This window comes from Bacillus sp. GBSW19, from assembly GCF_002998655.1.
GTDB lineage: Bacteria > Bacillota > Bacilli > Bacillales > Bacillaceae > Bacillus.
In genome coordinates, this window is the sequence record NZ_PVRF01000002.1 from 650504 (window position 1) to 668476 (window position 17973).

15 protein-coding genes are annotated in these 17973 nt (G+C 42.8%); 2 read left to right on the plus strand and 13 right to left on the minus strand.

Translation table 11 applies throughout. The annotated features are described in order from the left end of the window. Positions 1-176: 176 nt before the first annotated feature. Together C6344_RS13105 and C6344_RS13110 are read right to left on the minus strand one after the other, a co-directional pair. A complete protein-coding gene (locus tag C6344_RS13105; RefSeq protein WP_066031570.1) occupies positions 177-1010 on the minus strand; it encodes a PRD domain-containing protein in 834 nt (277 codons plus the stop codon). A gap of 52 nt (positions 1011-1062) precedes the next feature. Further along, positions 1063-1341 carry a hypothetical protein gene (locus C6344_RS13110; RefSeq protein WP_106036410.1) on the minus strand — a complete coding sequence of 93 codons (279 nt, stop codon included), beginning with the start codon at positions 1339-1341 and terminating at the stop codon, positions 1063-1065. A 500-nt stretch (positions 1342-1841) separates the two neighbouring features. Between C6344_RS13110 and C6344_RS13115 the strand changes: the two genes are divergently transcribed. Then, positions 1842-4268, plus strand: a complete 2427-nt coding sequence (locus tag C6344_RS13115) for a S8 family peptidase (protein ID WP_106072991.1) — start codon at positions 1842-1844, stop codon at positions 4266-4268. 323 nt (positions 4269-4591) lie between these two features. Here C6344_RS13115 and C6344_RS13125 read toward each other — a convergent pair whose 3' ends face one another. The 3 genes from C6344_RS13125 to C6344_RS13135 all read right to left on the minus strand — a co-directional run bounded on the left by C6344_RS13125 (position 4592) and on the right by C6344_RS13135 (position 7722). Continuing rightward, on the minus strand, positions 4592-5596 hold the full coding sequence (locus tag C6344_RS13125) for an LLM class flavin-dependent oxidoreductase (protein WP_189293862.1): 1005 nt from the start codon (positions 5594-5596) through the stop codon (positions 4592-4594). A gap of 54 nt (positions 5597-5650) precedes the next feature. Then, a complete protein-coding gene (gene nfsA / locus C6344_RS13130) occupies positions 5651-6400 on the minus strand; it encodes an oxygen-insensitive NADPH nitroreductase (RefSeq protein ID WP_034660404.1) in 750 nt (249 codons plus the stop codon). 110 nt (positions 6401-6510) lie between these two features. Beyond that, positions 6511-7722 (minus strand): FtsW/RodA/SpoVE family cell cycle protein, encoded by a 1212-nt coding sequence (locus tag C6344_RS13135; RefSeq protein WP_058013388.1) that lies wholly within the window; start codon positions 7720-7722, stop codon positions 6511-6513. A 476-nt stretch (positions 7723-8198) separates the two neighbouring features. Between C6344_RS13135 and C6344_RS13140 the strand changes: the two genes are divergently transcribed. Then, positions 8199-8465, plus strand: coding sequence for a spore morphogenesis/germination protein YwcE (locus C6344_RS13140; protein ID WP_003215279.1), 267 nt, complete (start codon positions 8199-8201; stop codon positions 8463-8465). A gap of 78 nt (positions 8466-8543) precedes the next feature. On the opposite strand, the gene qoxD is transcribed toward C6344_RS13140, so the two are convergent. The 8 genes from qoxD to C6344_RS13180 all read right to left on the minus strand — a co-directional run bounded on the left by qoxD (position 8544) and on the right by C6344_RS13180 (position 17814). After that, positions 8544-8924 (minus strand): cytochrome aa3 quinol oxidase subunit IV, encoded by a 381-nt coding sequence (gene qoxD / locus C6344_RS13145; protein ID WP_003215204.1) that lies wholly within the window; start codon positions 8922-8924, stop codon positions 8544-8546. A gap of 1 nt (position 8925) precedes the next feature. Continuing rightward, the gene (gene qoxC / locus C6344_RS13150; protein WP_007497820.1) at positions 8926-9543 is read right to left on the minus strand and encodes a cytochrome aa3 quinol oxidase subunit III; all 618 of its coding nucleotides are present in this window, start codon (positions 9541-9543) and stop codon (positions 8926-8928) included. Then, positions 9543-11501, minus strand: coding sequence for a cytochrome aa3 quinol oxidase subunit I (qoxB, locus tag C6344_RS13155; protein ID WP_060597551.1), 1959 nt, complete (start codon positions 11499-11501; stop codon positions 9543-9545). Before qoxB ends, qoxC begins: the two co-directional genes overlap by 1 nt. A 27-nt stretch (positions 11502-11528) precedes the next feature. Further along, positions 11529-12485 (minus strand): cytochrome aa3 quinol oxidase subunit II, encoded by a 957-nt coding sequence (gene qoxA / locus C6344_RS13160; protein WP_095285740.1) that lies wholly within the window; start codon positions 12483-12485, stop codon positions 11529-11531. Between the two features lie 515 nt (positions 12486-13000). Then, positions 13001-14083: a M24 family metallopeptidase gene (locus C6344_RS13165; RefSeq protein WP_106048058.1), complete on the minus strand. Its 1083-nt coding sequence runs from the start codon at positions 14081-14083 to the stop codon at positions 13001-13003. 4 nt (positions 14084-14087) lie between these two features. Then, positions 14088-15608 (minus strand): UDP-glucose--hexose-1-phosphate uridylyltransferase, encoded by a 1521-nt coding sequence (galT, locus tag C6344_RS13170; protein ID WP_106048056.1) that lies wholly within the window; start codon positions 15606-15608, stop codon positions 14088-14090. A gap of 35 nt (positions 15609-15643) precedes the next feature. Beyond that, positions 15644-16636 (minus strand): UDP-glucose 4-epimerase GalE, encoded by a 993-nt coding sequence (galE, locus tag C6344_RS13175; RefSeq protein ID WP_106048054.1) that lies wholly within the window; start codon positions 16634-16636, stop codon positions 15644-15646. Continuing rightward, entirely contained in the window at positions 16636-17814 is a 1179-nt protein-coding gene (locus tag C6344_RS13180) for a galactokinase (RefSeq protein ID WP_411265997.1), read from the minus strand. The genes galE and C6344_RS13180 overlap by 1 nt, the downstream gene beginning before the upstream one ends. Positions 17815-17973: the final 159 nt, after the last annotated feature.

Below are 17973 nucleotides of genomic sequence, written 5' to 3' on the forward strand. Positions count from 1 at the left end.
CAAATTTTAGGTCTTGCCTGCCTGGCAGTCACAATCCCACGATATCAAGTTTTGATTACGCTTTCATCATAGTATAAGAGTGAGACGTGCGTCAACCTCTTTTTTCGAATCAATTGACCCATATACACTAATAAGAGTAGTGTGCATAAAAAAAAGCCTGCATGCAGGCACAACCACTAAACCAATTCGGCATCCTGCAGACGCTGGACATGCAGCGTGATGTAGCCGATCTCCGATTCAGGGAGATGAAGTTCATATTCATTTTTTAACAAATCAGCGAGTCCACGTGCACACCGGTAAGCCAAATCATACTTTGTTTGGATAAAACTCAGCATGTCATCGTCCATGATTTGAAATGCCTCATTTGATTCCAACCTGCCTAATGCATACCTCAAATGTGTCACAAGCCGCTGATAGGAAATACTATCCTCATCAATTGAATGTTGAAAATAGCTTTCTATATGCTCGATCATTTCTTTGATCATCGTTGTATATTTCACGGTCTTTTTCATAGACTCCGTATTCATTTTGGCCGTATGAATATGGAGTGCCACATATCCTGCCTCATCGTCCGGCAGTTCAACCCCAAGCCGATCCTTTACATAACGAATGGCATACTTTCCAATATCATATTCCTGCTTATATAAGACTTTGATCTCACCAAGCAATTTATTATATAGCACAATGCCCTTTTGAATGCGCTCAATGGCAAAGGATAAATGGTCAGTCAGTGATATATGAATATGATCACTAAGCGGCATCATCAGTTCACCTTCTGCATAACTGATAATATGCTCTGCCACCTCAATATGCGCTTCTGGCAATGTCGCAAGAATTTGTTTGAATTTCTCATTTTCTTCACGCACAACAAAGATTTTCTCTATTTTTTGAACGGGAACGACGTCATTTTTCCCCTTCTGAAAAGCAATTCCAGGCCCCATCACAATTTTCTCCTGATCACCTTCCTTTACAATCACCGCATTGTTATTCAATATCTTATATATCTTCAAGGGGTATCCTCTCCCACCAGATAACGTTTCTTATGAGGGATTTTACCCTGTTTCATCTCTCATGTAAAGGTAAGAGCGGACCAGCACGCGCCTCTCTCGCCGTCTTCTCATCAAGCATCATCAGACTTTGCTTAAACGGTTTCTCTGACCTGCGCTTCTTCTTCTTTTCTTCTGCCAGCTTCTCTAGCTCTCTCTCTTTCACGACTTGAAAGAACCTATCATCCACCGCGGCCGCCTGAAAACGTTGCTGCTTCATCATCACACCAGGATTCACAAGCACATTCATCATGAAACCAAACCATACACTCAACCAGTTTTTGAATTTCCTCACTGAACATCCCTCCGCTTTTCTTAGAATCTAGCAGTTCTAGCAAAACAACTGCTCCTATCATATCCCGAGAAAAAAGAGAGGTTTGTCACAATCTGGGTGAAAAAACAAACTAGTTTTCAGAAGTTTTGTTGAAAAGTGCAGAAGATCATCAAGTACGAGGATGTTTGAATAAAAATTTTATACACACTCTATCCAAAAGATAAGCACACCTTATCAACAGGGTTTATCCACATATCAACATCCCATTACTAGATTTTGTGTATGCGATTTTTTTATTTTCCATATATATATCTAAATAATTGAGTTATCAACAGGAGTTTGTGCATAAGTGAGACTTTATAAACAAAATAGTTCTTTATAACTATGTAAAATAAGACCATTTTAGTAAAGGAATTGTTTTCATCGTATTGAATACTTAATAACGGGCAGTGAATCTTTCCTATTTATCCACAAAAAGAAAGGCTATCTCCCTAAAAACACAGCTAGAAAGGGGAAAATTAATGAAAAAGGTCATCTCTCGTTCTTCTGTTCTATTGTTCTCCACTATTTTTATTTTATCCACATTCTTTACAGGTCAACAGGCTGCTGCCGCTCCATCGAACAAACAGGTGGAATTGGAAAAAGCAGAAATCTTCGGTGAAATCAATGTCAACTCTAGAAAACATACCACTGTTATTGTTGAATTAAAGGAAAAATCCTTAGTTGAAGCCAAGCAAGAAGGCAAAGCTCAAACAAAGGCCTCCCTCAAAAAATCTCGAACAAAAGTAAAAAATGCAGCACTCAAAGAAATTGATAAAGCGAGTGTTCGTCAAGAATATGAAAAAGTCTTCTCTGGTTTCTCTATGAAACTTCCTGCAAACGAAATTCCGAAGCTGCTCGCAGTTGACGGAGTAAAAGCCGTTTATCCGGATGTTACATATAAAACAGATGAAGTGAAAAAGGAAAGCATTCAGCTTCCAAATGAAGATGTCTCCCCTCTTATGGATAAAAGCGCTCCATTTATCGGTGCACCAAAAGCTTGGGATGCCGGCTACTCTGGAAAAGGGGTAAAAGTCGCTGTCATTGATACTGGAGTAGACTATACCCACCCTGATTTAAAAGGAAACTTTGGTTTATACAAAGGCTATGATTTTGTTGATAACGATTATTCTCCGCAAGAGACGCCTAAAGGAGACCCTAGAGGTGAATCGACAGACCATGGCACACACGTCGCAGGAACAATTGCTGCCAATGGACAAATTAAAGGTGTCGCAAAGGATGCCACACTTCTTGCGTACCGTGTACTTGGACCAGGCGGGTCTGGGACAACTGAGAACGTTCTTGCAGGCATCGACCGCGCTGTTACTGATGGAGCAGATGTCATGAACCTCTCTCTCGGAAACAGTGTGAATAACCCTGATTATGCCACAAGCATCGCACTCGATTGGGCCATGTCTGAAGGCGTTGTCGCTGTCACATCGAATGGAAACAGCGGACCGAACAGCTGGACAGTCGGTTCTCCCGGCACGTCAAGAGATGCCATTTCTGTCGGAGCAACTCAACTTCCGTACAGCCTTTATAGTGTGAAATTCCCGAACTATTCTACTGCAAAAGTGATGGGCTACTATCAAGAGAGTGATTTAAAAGCACTTGACCAAAAACAAGTCACACTCGTCCATGCAGGTATCGGTGACGAAAAAGCATTTGAAGACATCGATGTGAAAGGAAAGGTTGCCGTGATCGAACGAGGAGCCATTGCCTTTGTTGATAAAGTAGACAATGCAAAAGCTGCTGGTGCAATCGGCGTTGTGATGTATAACAACACCGATGGAGAAATTCCAGTCGATGTACCGGGTCTCGCTCTTCCTACGATTAAGCTTTCAAAAGCTGAAGGAACAGCACTTGTTAAAACTATTGAGACTGGTAATAATACAACGACTTTCTCCATTCAATTTGTCAAAGAACTTAGTGAGCAAGTCGCTGACTTCTCATCTCGCGGACCAGTTGTGGATACGTGGATGATTAAGCCTGATTTATCAGCACCTGGCGTCAGCATTGTGAGTACGATTCCAACGCATAACCCTTCTCAGCCTTACGGATATGGCTCAAAGCAAGGAACAAGCATGGCTTCACCGCATGTGGCAGGGGTCGCAGCGATCATCAAGCAAGCAAAACCATCTTACTCAACAGAACAGATCAAAGCATTGCTGATGAATACAGCAGAAAAACTTTTTGACGCAAACGGCAGCCCATTCCCTCATAACACACAAGGGACAGGCAGTGTTCGCATCATCGAATCACTCCAAGCGTCATCTATCGTTTCTGATGCGAGTTATTCTTACGGCACTTTCTTGAAAGAAAAAGGCGTTCAAATCAAAACGAAGAAATTCAAGGTAGAAAACCTTTCAAAAGCACCGAAAACGTATACCATTGATTACAAATTCAATGGCAGCGGCATCAGCACAAACGGAACGAAAAAAATCACTGTCAAAGGGAATTCCACTGGGTCCTTTACTTCCGCGGTACAAGTGAAATACGGTAAAACCAAAAAAGGAACGTACCAAGGCAGCATTACCCTTCGTGAAAATGGCAGAAAGGTCACAGAGATTCCTACTTTATTGATTATAAAAGAGCCTGATTATCCGCGCGTCACTTCGGTTTCCGTCGAGCCGGATAACCGTGCTGGAAGCTATGTCATTAGCAGCTATCTGCCTGGTGGCGCTGAGAACCTTGCATTTCTCGTCTATTCGACAGATGGAGAGTATTTAGGTGAAGCAGGTGTTTATCAACATGTAGATAAAGGAGAACACCGCGTAAAATGGAATGGCACGATCAATCAAGGTCAAAAGCTGGAACCTGGTGAGTATACAATGCTTGCGTATGCAAGTTTGAAAGGGAAATCAGACACTGTTCAAACGAAGGAACCCTTCGATATTTATCCTGAATAAACGTGAATCACAAGAAAAGCCTTGTATGAGCGGATTAGCTCATCAAGGCTTTTTGATTATATATGGAGGAAAGAGAGTCTGATGTTGATATTGCTATGGATCGTTTCTTTTTTGACTGCTTTTTTTCTAACGATCACTTTGATGTATTTTTTCACCCTTTTACACGCGAAACATCCTCGTCCTTTTCATCAACCATGCGAGCTGACGGTCTATGTGTCCTTCATTACCCGCTTAGTTTGCTGGTGACAGCCGCGTTTATTTTCATCATGATGCTCCTTTTCCCCCTCTATTGGCTGCGTGGACGGTAAACAGACATACATACGTTATGCATCAAAGGCTTCTTTTAATAAACGATACGATGTGAGCCGGTCTTGCATGTGGTGAGTGATCGTCACAGCGATTACTTCATTTGTACGATACGCTTTCGCTAGTGCCGTCAGCTGCTTTTTCACAGAAGATGGCGTTCCAACCACCATCCTTTGACGATTGGCAGCCACTCGTTTTTGTTCATATGGACTGTAGGAATAAGCTTGTGCCTTTTCATATGAAGGAAAGCCCCCGAGGTTTTGCCCCTGTTCATTGGCGAGTAAGGATAAATCTAAGCTGACTGCCAGTTTTTCTGCCTGTTCCTCTGTTTCAGCACATAAAACGAAGACCGCAAGACTGACGCGCGGCTCATCACCGAATGCTGAAGGTTCGAACCGGTTGATGTATTGCTCCACAGAATCTTCTCCGCCTTCGCCATTGATAAATAGAGCAAACGTATAGCCTGCACCTGCTTTCGCCGCAAGTCTTGCACTCCCTCCAGAGGAACCAAGCATCCATACCTCTGGTGCAGTCTCTACCTTCGGAGAAGCGGTTAAATGGGGCAGCGGGTAAAATTCATCCGCTAGGTCGTGTAAATAGACCTTCAATTCTTCTACCTGCTCAGGATATTGATCACCTAGTCGTTTTCGTTCACCATGATGAAGGGCAATGGAGGAAATGGGCATACCACCAGGAGCACGTCCAATCCCAAGATCAATTCTGCCAGGAGCCAGTGCTTCGAGAACCCTGAAGTTCTCTGCTACTTTATAGGCACTATAGTGAGGCAGCATCACACCGCCTGAGCCAATACGTATATGTGACGTAACGGCTGATAAATGACCGAGTAGCACCTCTGGACTCGACCCTGCAAGCCGGTTTGAAAAGTGATGCTCTGATACCCAAAAACGGTGATAGCCCCACTTCTCTGCCTGCTTTGCCAATTCAACCGTTTGCTTCAATGCTTCAGCAGGTGTTGCATCTCCGATCAAAGGAGATTGATCCAGTATACTTAATTTCATCATGCTGCACCTCTTACAGAAATCCCCCTCTCTCAATCGAAAGGGGGGATGTCTTATTTATTTTCGATTAAAGCCCTTCTCTTTAACAAATTCTCCAAGGAAGGCACGCTTTGGCTGACTAAAGCCGCGAAGCATCTGCTTAGACCAAGTATCTTTTCTCTCTCCGTTTGTTCGTTCTTCATAATATGATGAAATACGATCATCGTATTCTTTTAAATAACGATCCACATGCGCTTCATCTTGCTGATATGCATTTTCATGATAAATGAGTTCAACTGGCAGCCGTTCCTTTTGTGACGATTGACTCGCTGGATGTCCGACAGCCAGACCAAATAACGGCAGCACATAAGATGGCGTTTCAAGTAATTCAGACACTTCTTTCAGTTGATTACGCAGACCGCCAATATAGCAGATCCCAAGTCCCATTGATTCTGCGGCTACACTCATATTTTGCGCAGCGAGCGCCGTATCAATGACGCTAATGAGAAAGGCTTCCGTATTCTCAAGCGCCTCCTGATGATTTTCCCCTGCTTTTTTTGCAATATCATCATGGCGTTTCAAGTCTGCACAGAAGACAAAGAAATGCCCATTCTTCTCAACGTATGGCTGATTCCCAGCCAGTTCAGCAAGCTTGGCCTTCTTCTCTTGATCTGTCACTCCAATAATACTATACGCCTGTACATAGCTTGATGTCGAAGCAGCCTGTGCACTTTTAATGAGTGTCAGCACCTCTTCTTCGGACAAACGCTCGTCTGTAAACGAACGGATGGACCGATGATTTAATATCGTTTCTATCGTTTTGTTCAATTCGAAGACCTCCTTCACTTGTACTATCATATGACAAAGACATATGGCTTTTCAAAAATTAAAACTCGCATGAAAAAAGACAGTCTATACTTAGACTGCCCTTACCCGTTTTATTTAAATAAATAACTTTGGTATTTCGTTAATTGAACACTTGCGTTATAAGCAATCCCGAATCCAATGAGGACAGATAAGACAGAGCTTCCTCCGAAGCTGATAAATAGAAGTGGAATCCCTGTTACAGGCATCACGCCTATGTTCATCCCAATGTTCTGGAACGTATGGATCACAATGAGTGCTGTATATCCTACACAGAAGAATGACGCAAACCGGCTATAAGGATGGATACGGTCGATCAGCACGACAAGCCGGTAGATCAAGAAGAAGAACATGATCACAACAAAAGCACAGCCGATAAAGCCAAAGGCTTCTCCTATAATGGAGAAAATCATATCTGTTTGTGCCTCTGGGACATAGACTTTTAAGTTTTTAACCCCATTCCCAAAAATCTGTCCAGCACCAATAGCCATAATGGCCTGGTCTACTTGATATTTATCAGACCCAGACGCATCCTGAGTCTGCGCTTGGTTGGCTGACGTAGAGCTATCAGGCAGCCAAGCGGTAATCCGGTTAATCTGATACTGCTGAATGCCAATTGTTTTCGCAACATCAGGGAAGAGAATGATCACGGCTAACACAGCGGCAACTAAAAGCACAACCACAGAACCGATGAGAGAAATCAGCTTCCAATTAACCCCTGATAAAAACACCATCACAACGACAATAAACATACAGACAGCTGCCGTACCTGCGTCCTGTAAGAAAATCAGTCCAACTGGAACGGCTGCTACACCGGCAATTTTTAATAGTAGGAAGATATCATCTTCTAATGTCCGTTTTCCTCTAGGGCTTGACTTACCGATGACAGATGCAAGCATCATAATCAAACCAATTTTCATAAACTCTGAAGGCTGAAGTGTCCCAATCCCTGGTATCACAAACCAGCTTTTTGCACCATTTTTAATTGGAGCAAAATCATGACCTCCGATTTGTGCAGGAGCGACTTTCAGAAAAAGTAACAACAGTATGCCACCTATAAAAATATAGAGGCTTAGCTTCTCTAATTGCTCCAAATCAAAGTAATTTATGGCTACAATACATATAACTCCGACCATGTAGTAAATAATCTGCCTCGTCCATGCATTAGATCCATACTGTCCAAATTGACCCGCAGCATAAATCGCAATGACACTGATGGCAAAGAAGGCTAAAAATATAAAAATTAAATCCCCTTGATAGTACGGAGATGTATTCTGCTTGTTCATGAACTAACCACCCTTATTACAAAACATAAAAGCCCTTATTTATATTAGATTGAATTTTTCACAAAAGCAACTCACCTTAAATATGACGGAAGATACATCCGAAAGGTTCCAATCATTTTTCAAAAAATGAAATACTTTTCATTCTAACAATAGGAAAAAATTCCTCTATACTCTTTCCATTCATCCGATCATGAGTCCTTTAAAAAGATTATTTTACAGATATTAAGGGGAAAATTCAATGACCTATGTGGCGATATGACAAGCAATTATCAAGCCAGCATAAGCTGTACGGAGAGAAAAGGAAAAAGCCACTTTCTACGGAATAAGGCCCATTTTCCAATTATTGAGTTTACTTCAAAGTCAATTGTGGTATAATACTTGTAACAAAATGTTCACAATATCTCCTAAAAACAGACACAATTGCATCCTGACCTCTCATTTGATTTGGATATCAACTTACAAAGGAGTTGGATACGATGGATATGTTCTTTGCGTACCTATGTATTGCAACGGCTACACCCCTGTTTTTATGGCTTGAAAACAGAAAAATTGCACTAGCTTCTATTCCACCCATTATGATTATGTGGATTTTCTTCGGTCTTTACATGACGAGCAGTTTATCTCCAGCAGGACATACCTTCATGATCGCATTCTTTGCCATTAACGTCATTTTGGCACACATTGCAGCGTTTCTCATTTATGGACTTCCATTCATTCGCAAAAGATTCAGCAGCACCAGATAAATCACGCACCACCTATTGGAGGCGTAATCAACATCATGATAAAAACCACTCACCTTTGAGGGATGAGTGGTTTTTTTATTATTTCTCTGAATGCTCAGACTGCTTTGGCGCAGAAGGTGAATAACCGTCTTTGCTGTTCTCTCCGTGGCTGTAGTGAGCCGCAAAGATCCAAACAGATCCGATAACGAAGATTATCGCACAAAACAGACCAAACAATGTATTTCCGACTTGAACAGTTCCGTTCTCGCTTTCTGTCATGTGCATAAACATGAATAGCTGCAAGAACGCTTGAATGAAAGCAAAACCAAAGATAATCCATAGTTTTGCAGAACTGCCAATTTCAGCTCCAATGGCAATCCAGAATGCTAAGATTGTTAGCACAATGGATAGGATGAAGCCAACTACGTGTTTCCAAGGGAAGTGTTCGTGCTCTGCTGAGGAATTTGTTTTTCCAGCCATATCACAAAAGCCCCCCTAATCCGATCAAGTAAACAGCTGTGAAGATGAAAATCCATACAACATCAAGGAAATGCCAGTATAGACTTGAGATAAAAATCTTCGCTGCTGTTTGTGGAGTTAATCCACGTTTTTTAATTTGGAACAAGACCCCGGTAATCCAGAAGATACCGATGGATACGTGTAGTCCGTGAGTTCCTAAGAGTACAAAGAATGCAGACCAATACGCACTTGTATGGATGCTCGCACCCTCATGTACATAATGGAAGAACTCGAAAATCTCAAAGCCAACGAAGCCTGCACCTAGAAGCAGTGTCAGAATCGTCCAAATGACAACCCCTTTTGTACTTCCACGGCGCATTTCATGAACAGCAATCCCGCATGTAAATGAACTAACCAATAGCAGGAATGTCATGATCAATACAAGCTTCATATCGAACAGCTCAGCTGGTAAAACGCCGCCAGCTGTTCTGCCATGAAGAACAAAGTAGGTCGCAAAAAGTGTTGAGAATAACACGATTTCCGCGCCAAGGAATATCCAGAAACCAAGGATGTTTAAACGTCCTGTTTCAGACTGATATTCAAGCGGTGCATTTGCATAGCTGCTATCATTATGTCCCATTACTTCTGCGCCTCCTTATTCTTTTTCTCTGTTTCAATCACTTCTTCAACAGGAATATAGTAGCCATCGTCATATTCAAATGAGCGTAAAATCATTGTTGCGAATACACCGATTAAGCCAATAATGCCAATCCAGTACCATTCAAATACAAGACCGAATGCACCAAGTCCGAAGAATGCAGACATGATGAGTGGTCTGCCTGAATTGTGCGGCATGTGAATTTTCTTGAATTCTTTTTCAGGATGAACGTCTACGTTGTTTTGCTTCCAATGATGGAATGCATCTGGTGTTGTCACTTCTGGAAGTGCTGCAAAGTTATAATGCGGCGGAATTGCAGAAGATGTCGCCCAGTCAAGAGTACGTCCATCTCCCCAGCTGTCTCCAGACACTTCACGTTTCGCGTGTCTCCAGCTGTAGTAGATGTTGTAGCAAAGGATGATGAATCCGATACCCATCATAAATGCACCAATTGTTGAAATAAAGTTTAGTGCAGTCCAGCCATCTTCTGGTCCATACGTATAAATACGTCTTGGCATTCCTTGCAGTCCTAAGAAGTACTGCGGGAAGAAACAGATGTTAAATCCGATCATGAATACCCAGAAGAACCATTTGCCAATTCTTTCGTTTAGCTTGTAACCAAACATTTTTGGATACCAGAAAACAAGACCAGCAAAACAAGCAAAGACAGTACCTGCGATTAATACATAGTGGAAGTGGGATACAAGGAAGTACGTGTTATGGTACTGGTAATCCGCAGCTGCCATCGCAAGCATAACCCCAGTGACACCACCGATAACGAAGTTCGGGATGAAACCAAGTGCCCAAAGCATTGGTGAAGTAAAGCTGATACGGCCTCGATACATCGTAAAGAGCCAGTTAAAGATTTTCACACCTGTTGGTACAGAAATCGCCATTGTTGTAATCGAGAAGAATGAGTTAACCGCTGCACTGTTCCCCATTGTAAAGAAGTGGTGAACCCACACAAGGAAACTAAGAACAGAGATTGCCACAATCGATACAACCATCGCTTTGTAACCAAACAGCTGTTTTCTTGAGAACGTCGCAAAGATTTCTGAGAAAATACCGAAAGCCGGCAGGATGACGATATATACCTCAGGATGTCCCCAAATCCAGAAAAGGTTCGCCCAAAGCATTGGCATACCGCCTGCTTCGAGTGTAAAGAATGCAGAACCGAATAAACGATCAAATGTCATAAGTGCTAAAGCAACTGTTAATACAGGGAATGCGAATACGATGATGACAGACGTAATCAATGTTGTCCATGTAAACATTGGCATACGCATAAGCGTCATACCTTTTGTACGCATTTTTAAGATGGTCACCATGAAGTTAATACCAGTCATAAGTGTACCAATACCTGCAATTTGGAGCCCGAGCAAGTAATAGTTCTGTCCAGGACCTGGTGAGAAATCATTTCCGGCGAGCGGCATGTAACTCGTCCAGCCTGCACTTGGTGATCCTCCAATGACGAAGGAAATGTTGAACAGCATCGCTCCAACCATGAATGTCCAGAAGCTAAGGTTGTTCAAATAAGGGAATGCAACGTCACGTGCACCAATTTGAAGAGGAACAACGACGTTGATTAAACCAATTAAAAATGGCATCGCCATGAATAGAATCATGATCGTACCATGCGTTGTGAAAATTTCATTATAGTGGTTGGAATCTAAAAACGTATTATTAGGAAGCGCCAGCTGTGCGCGCATCATCAGTCCGTCTACCCCACCGCGGAAGAACATAATCACAGCAGCAAGGATATACATGATCCCAAGCTTTTTATGATCAACTGATGTTAGCCATTCTTTCCAGAGCCATTTCCACTTTTTAAAGTAGGTTAAAACAAACACGATGGCAATGGAAGTAAGAGCGATAGAAATTTGCGCACCAAGAATTAATGGGTCTCCAGTTACAAAAAACTCATCCCATTTCAAATGCATAACGGCCTCCTCCTTTCCTTAGTCAGTTTATTCATTATCTAGTTTTCTTTTATAGTTCTTCACATTCTCGAAAGGATCTGTTTTGGAATGCGGAGAAACTGATTGGTAACCTAAACGTTTGCGTGCTTGGAGTGCGTATTCAGAATCCTCTCCATGCTTCGCAAAGGATAAATGTGTTGATGAGAATGTCTGCACATCTGCAGCATCCGGAAGCATCAAGTAGTCATACGTTTTCTTCGTTAACTTTGGTGCTTCTTTCTTCGTTTTGCTTACCCATTTATCATAGTCAGACTGCGTCATCGCATTGACTTTGAATTTTTGCTGAGCAAAGCCCTCGCCTGTGAAGTTGGCGTTTCTTCCTTCATATGTGCCAACTTGATCAGCTTGAAGATATTGTTCCATCTCCATTCCAGCCATCGCATACTTCTCCCCGCCTAGCTGAGGAATCCATAGTGATGCCATTGTATCAGCGGAAGTGATTTTGAATAAAACCGGCTGATCTTTTGGAATGTTTAAGTAGTTCACTGTCTCAATATTTTCCTCTGGATAGCTAAAGATCCATTTCCAATCAACAGCTGTAGCATAAACGACAAGTGGATCTTTATGGCTTGTTGCTTGAGGTGCCTCTTCCAAAGAGTAAATTGTTTTTACAGTTGGAACCGAAAGGGCAGCAACGATTAATATTGGGATCACTGTCCAGATAACTTCTAGAAGCGTATTCCCGTGTAGTTCTGGGTTATAAGAGGCGTTTCCAACGTCCTTACGCTCACGGTATTTAACCAAAATGATGGTAAACAGTACAAATACCGCACCAACGATAAAGAGCATGAATCCAATGGATAAAAGGATTAAGTCTTTTTGTTGTGCTGCGACAGGTCCTTTAGGATCTAAAACAGCGATATTGCTGCAACCTCCTAATAAAAAAACACTCACGAGCATCGCTAATAAAAGCATAGGTTTAATGGCTCTGAACAAGAAGATCACCATCCTTCCTTAGATAATGTATAAATTGCTGAATAATTGTGAAAAGCCATCTGCCTTCGAAAACTTTTCTTCCCTTTGTAATGCTATCAAAATCTGTTAGAGTTAGCTTCCCTTTTTTCAAAAGTTCATTTATTTTTCAACAGATTTCTATTAAAATGTCATAAATTCGACATAAATTTATATTATTGCACACACAATAAATTTCTAGGATTTTGAAAAGTTGAGAGTTGAAGGCAAAGGACAAACAATCAAGAACTTTGTCAAATTTAGGTTTACCACAATAAAAAAGTTTGGTCGAATTTCAATTTAACTTAATGAAATTTTATCTAGGTAAACAATTTTGAAATAGGTATCCCCACATTTAACAAAAACCTTACTCATTTTAACGCAAGTTCACAAGAAAAGAAAGTATCGATTCTCTGCGATACGCTGTAAGAATTGGTAATGATGCTGAATTAGTGGAATCTCGCTAAAGACTTCCAGCAAAAAACCGGCTCAGCGCCGGCACTCTGCATTTATTCATCTCTCACTAAGATGTCAGGTCGTCTATAGATCTCCCCTTCATGTTCAATGTCCATGTACGTCCACTTGCCTGTATAGGTTAAAAAGCGGTTGCCCTCTTTTTCTACTACTATCGTATCCTCTGATTTCAGTCCAGGCAATGAAGGATTCCACGTAAACACTTGATGCAGCTGAATTTCTTCCTTCGATGAGGGAACAGCAATGATTTCCCTAGATACAAATCCCGTCTTTCCCCCTTGATGAAGCTTTTTCCAGCTATCAGGGAAGCCCTCTTTTTCATACTGAGCAATACCTGCTTTCAGTACATCTCCTAATGTTTTACCAGGACGTGTGGCGGCATTCATGACTGTATCAATTCGTGCAAGCCGCTCTTTGTTCTCTTCAAGCTCCTTTGGAAGCTGACCAAAGTAAACAGACCTTGTGACATTCGCTACGAGCCCGTGCCGTTCTGCACAGAGGACAACAAGCGCGTGCTTTTGAAGTGCTTTCTCTGTTGGAATCGGGTGACGGTATTGATGGATCCGGTCATCCGTTGCCACAAGCAGGACTTCTATCGTCATCCCTTGTGCAATGGCTCTTTGAGCAATAAGCGAAGCAATTTCGTGTTCGGTCTGCCCTGGCACGATTTCTTGACAGACACTTTCTACAATGACCGCTGTTTCATGACAAAGGATTTCATATTGACTGAGCAGCGAGGCAGTAAGGATCGATCGAACATGTGACAAATCCGGCTCGATCCATTCGAATCCATCCATTTGAATGTCCGCCCCAATTCGTTTACCTTTTGTGAGTTCTTGAATGTAGGGGATCTCATCCTCATACCAATCCATTGTGACCACCTGAAAGGGATGATCGACATACGCCATTTCCTCTTCAATGATCCGCTTTTCTTCCATTTGATTCACAATGAGGACGAGGTCGTCTTTTAAGACGAGCAGCTGGCACACGCCCTCTGGCGTATTTAACACAATGTGATTCCTTCTTCCGCCTGTCAGCCAGGAGAAGTTATTTCGCTTTTGAATCAAGACACCATCAAGCTGCTTTTCTTCCATTAGCTCTCTTACTTGTTCAATCATCTAATCACCTGCCTGTATGAAGTGTTTGAATGAAACGGTTAAAAGCTGTTTTCCCTTGCTCAGTTCTTTTAAACACACCCGCCTGCGAGAGAATTCGAGAAAAAATAGAGCCAATTTCTTGTTGTAAAATGGTTTCGGTATTGTCCTCTGTAAAGGTGTTCTCTTCAAGCAGACGCTTTGCCCATGTTTCGTGTTTCATGATAGCAGGACGGGCTTTGATTTCTTCAAGAGGACTTTCGGATAGCAATGCCTCTTTTAATTGGCTTAACTCCTCTGCTAATCTGCCAGGAAGGACAGCAAGGCCCATGACTTCAATTAATCCGATATTCTCTTTTTTAATATGGTGGACTTCTTCGTGCGGATGGAAAATGCCGTCTGGGTGCCGCTTGTCTGTACGGTTATTACGCAGCACTAAATCTAATTCATAGTCATCCCCGTGGCGTCGCGCAATAGGTGTAATGGTATTGTGCGGAGTCTCTCCTGTATGAGCGATCAGCCCCACCTCTTCATCTGAATACAATTTCCACTCATGTAAGATAAAGTCTGCTGCGTCCGCGAGCGACTGCCGCTCGCTGCTTCGAAGGCGGATCACAGACATCGGCCATTTCACAATGCCAGCTCGCACATCCGGAAAGGCTTTGAGAGAAAAGACTTCTTCCATCTCTGCTTTCGCCATCGGAAATTCATGTGCACCGCCCTGAAAATGGTCATGACTTAATATACTGCCTCCGACAATCGGAAGGTCGGCGTTCGACCCGATGAAATAGTGCGGGTATATAGATATGAAGGAAAGCAGTCGTTCAAAGGTTTTTTTGGTGATGCTCATTGGCTCATGTTTACCTTTGAACACTATGCAGTGCTCGTTGTAATACACATAAGGTGAAAATTGCAGAAACCACGATTCACCTGAGAGTGTCACAGGAATAATCCGGTGATTCTGTCTCGCTGGATGGTTGATCCGCCCCTCGAAGCCAACGTTTTCTTTACAAAGGAGACAAAGAGGGTATTGCTTTTGACTGAGCTTCTTAGCTTCAGCGATGGCTTTGGGGTCCTTTTCCGGTTTTGATAGATTAATGGTGATCTCCAGCACACCATCGTCTGTTGGTGTAAACCACTGTACATTTTTGGCGATCCTGCCTGTATGAATATAGTGGGCATGCTGCTGCATCGCATAGAACCAGCTTGTAGCTGCCTCTGGTCCCTCATGTTGGCGTTTTTCTTCAAACTTCGCATAGATGACACTTGGAGGTGCCACCAAGCAGCCCATGATTTTCGCATCTAGTAAATCACGATACGTATCCGTCCCCTCAGGAATAAGGCCTGTTTCTACTGCCCAATCCAGCATCGGCATTAAAATGTCTTCAAGGTCTCCTTCTCCTGAGACTGTTCTTGCTTCAGCGTCATCGAGCCCGAGCACCTCAAGCAGCCGATTTCTCGTATAATCGATATCTAGTGATGTCATCAGCTCTTTATTGATCCCGTATTGAATCAGCTGTTCCAATTTTCCAAAAATATCAATCGCCATTCCCTCTGTCCCCTCTCTTGCCTGCCTGTTACGCTTTATTCACTTTGGTAGCCATCTGGATGCTTCTGAAACCAATCCCACGCGCTCTGAATGATCGTGTGAAGGTCAGCATATTGAGGTGTCCATCCCAATTCTTGCAGCGCTTTTTCAGAAGAAGCAATCAGCTTTGCTGGATCTCCCGCGCGTCTTTTTGCCACTTGTGCCGGGATGGCATGCCCCGTGACTTTTCTGACAGCTTCTACGACCTGCTTCACGGAGAAACCTGTTCCATTCCCTAAGTTGTAGGTAGCACTACCTTTTCCAGCACGCAGCCGATCAACGGCTAAGATGTGTGCCTCTACTAAGTCCATCACATGAATGTAATCTCTAATACACGTGCCGTCCTCTGTCTCATAATCATCACCGTAAATCTTGATCTGATCCCGTTTTCCTAAAGCAACTTGCAGAATAATTGGAATGAGATGTGTTTCAGGCTGATGATCCTCTCCGACAAGTCCTTCTGTATGGGCACCAGCTACATTAAAGTACCGAAGCACCACGTATTCTATTCCATACGCTTGCTCAGACCACTTCAGCATTTTTTCAATCGCTAATTTTGTTTCTCCATAAGGATTCGTTGGGTTCGTTTCATCCGTTTCAACGATCGGCACGCGCTTCGGTTCACCGTATGCAGCAGCAGTTGAAGAAAAGACGATGTGTTTCACATCAAATTCATTCATTATTTGTAGTAAAGCGGTTGCTCCGCCGACGTTGTTGTCATAGTACTTAAGCGGGTCTGTCACACTCTCCCCGACAAGTGAATCTGCCGCAAAGTGCATGACCGCTTCTATTTGATGCGTTTTGAAAACCTGTCTTAAAAAGACGTGATCCCGTAAATCTCCCTCTTCTAAGACAGCTCCTTCCAAAACAGCTTCTTTGTGGCCTGTCTGCAAATTATCCACTACCACTACTCGTTCGCCTTTCGCTAGAAGAGCCGCCACCGCATGACTGCCTATGTACCCTGCTCCTCCACAAACTAAAATTGTCATCACACTTCCTCCTTTGTGAGTTCTCTTGCGCCGCCTCCAATTCCAGCTGTGTAAAAAGAGGCTTGAATGCCTGTTTTCTCTTGATATATCGCACCAGTTTCTTCTATAAATGAACCCAGCAGTTCTTCTTTCACAATGCTGATCGTGCATCCGCCAAAGCCTGCACCTGTCATACGGGAGCCAATCGTCCCCGGGTGCCGCCAAGCTGCTTCAGCCAGTGCATCTAGTTCAAGTCCTGTTACTTCATAATCATTCTTTAAAGAAAGATGAGAAGCCTTCATGAGCCCACCTAGTTCTTCCATTTTATCATCTTTCAGAAAATTTACTGCTTTCATCGTCCGCTCGTTTTCCGTCACGACATGTCTTGCCCGTTTGCGGCATATGTCATCTTCAATCAAGTGGGCATGTGCTGCAAATTCATCCGCAGTGAGCTCACATAAGTGGGTGATGTCGATTTTTTTCCGAAGATCATTTAAAGCTGATTGACACTCTGCCCGGCGCTCATTGTATTTGGAATCAGCCAGTGTCCGCTTTTTATTTGTATTGGCGATGACAAGCGCCAGTCCCTCTTGCCGAAAAGGACTGTATTCAAAGGCAAGGGTGTCACAATTGAGCAAAATGGCGTGATCTTCTTTTCCAAGGGAAATCGAAAACTGATCCATGATCCCGCAATTGACGCCAATAAATTCATTTTCTGCACGCTGTGAGAGGAGGGCAAGACGGGCATTTGAAACGCTGAATGAATGCCATTCGTTGATGAGAACAGCGGTGACAAGCTCAATGGAGGCAGAGGAAGACAGACCTGCGCCATTTGGAATATTGCCGCTGTACACAATGTCAAAGCCTTCTTCTATCTTCATCCCTGCTTCTATAAACTGATTGAACACACCCTTCGGATAATTCGCCCAGCTGTCCGATTCCACGTAAGCGATTTCATAAAGGTTGAATTCTTTCACACCATCGCTATCAAAGTTCAAGGAATACATTCTCACGCGGCCATCTGAACGCTTCGCACAAGCAGCATACGTTCCGAGAGTAAGTGCGCATGGAAACACATGGCCTCCATTGTAATCTGTATGTTCACCAATCAAGTTCACCCTTCCTGGGGCAAAAAAATAGCGAAGTTCTTCTCCATCTCCAAATTGCTGGTGAAATGCCGCGCGTAACGTCTCGATCATATCCATTCCCCTTTTCTCTTCTGATACTTTTATTTTAGTTGTCCCAGCAGCATCAGTTCAATGGTAAAAAAACCGTTAAAAAATACCCTTTTTTTGCTGTGAATGGTACGATGTGATATGAGGTGTAACATGATTCTAAATAGAAAAAGGTTGTTTTTT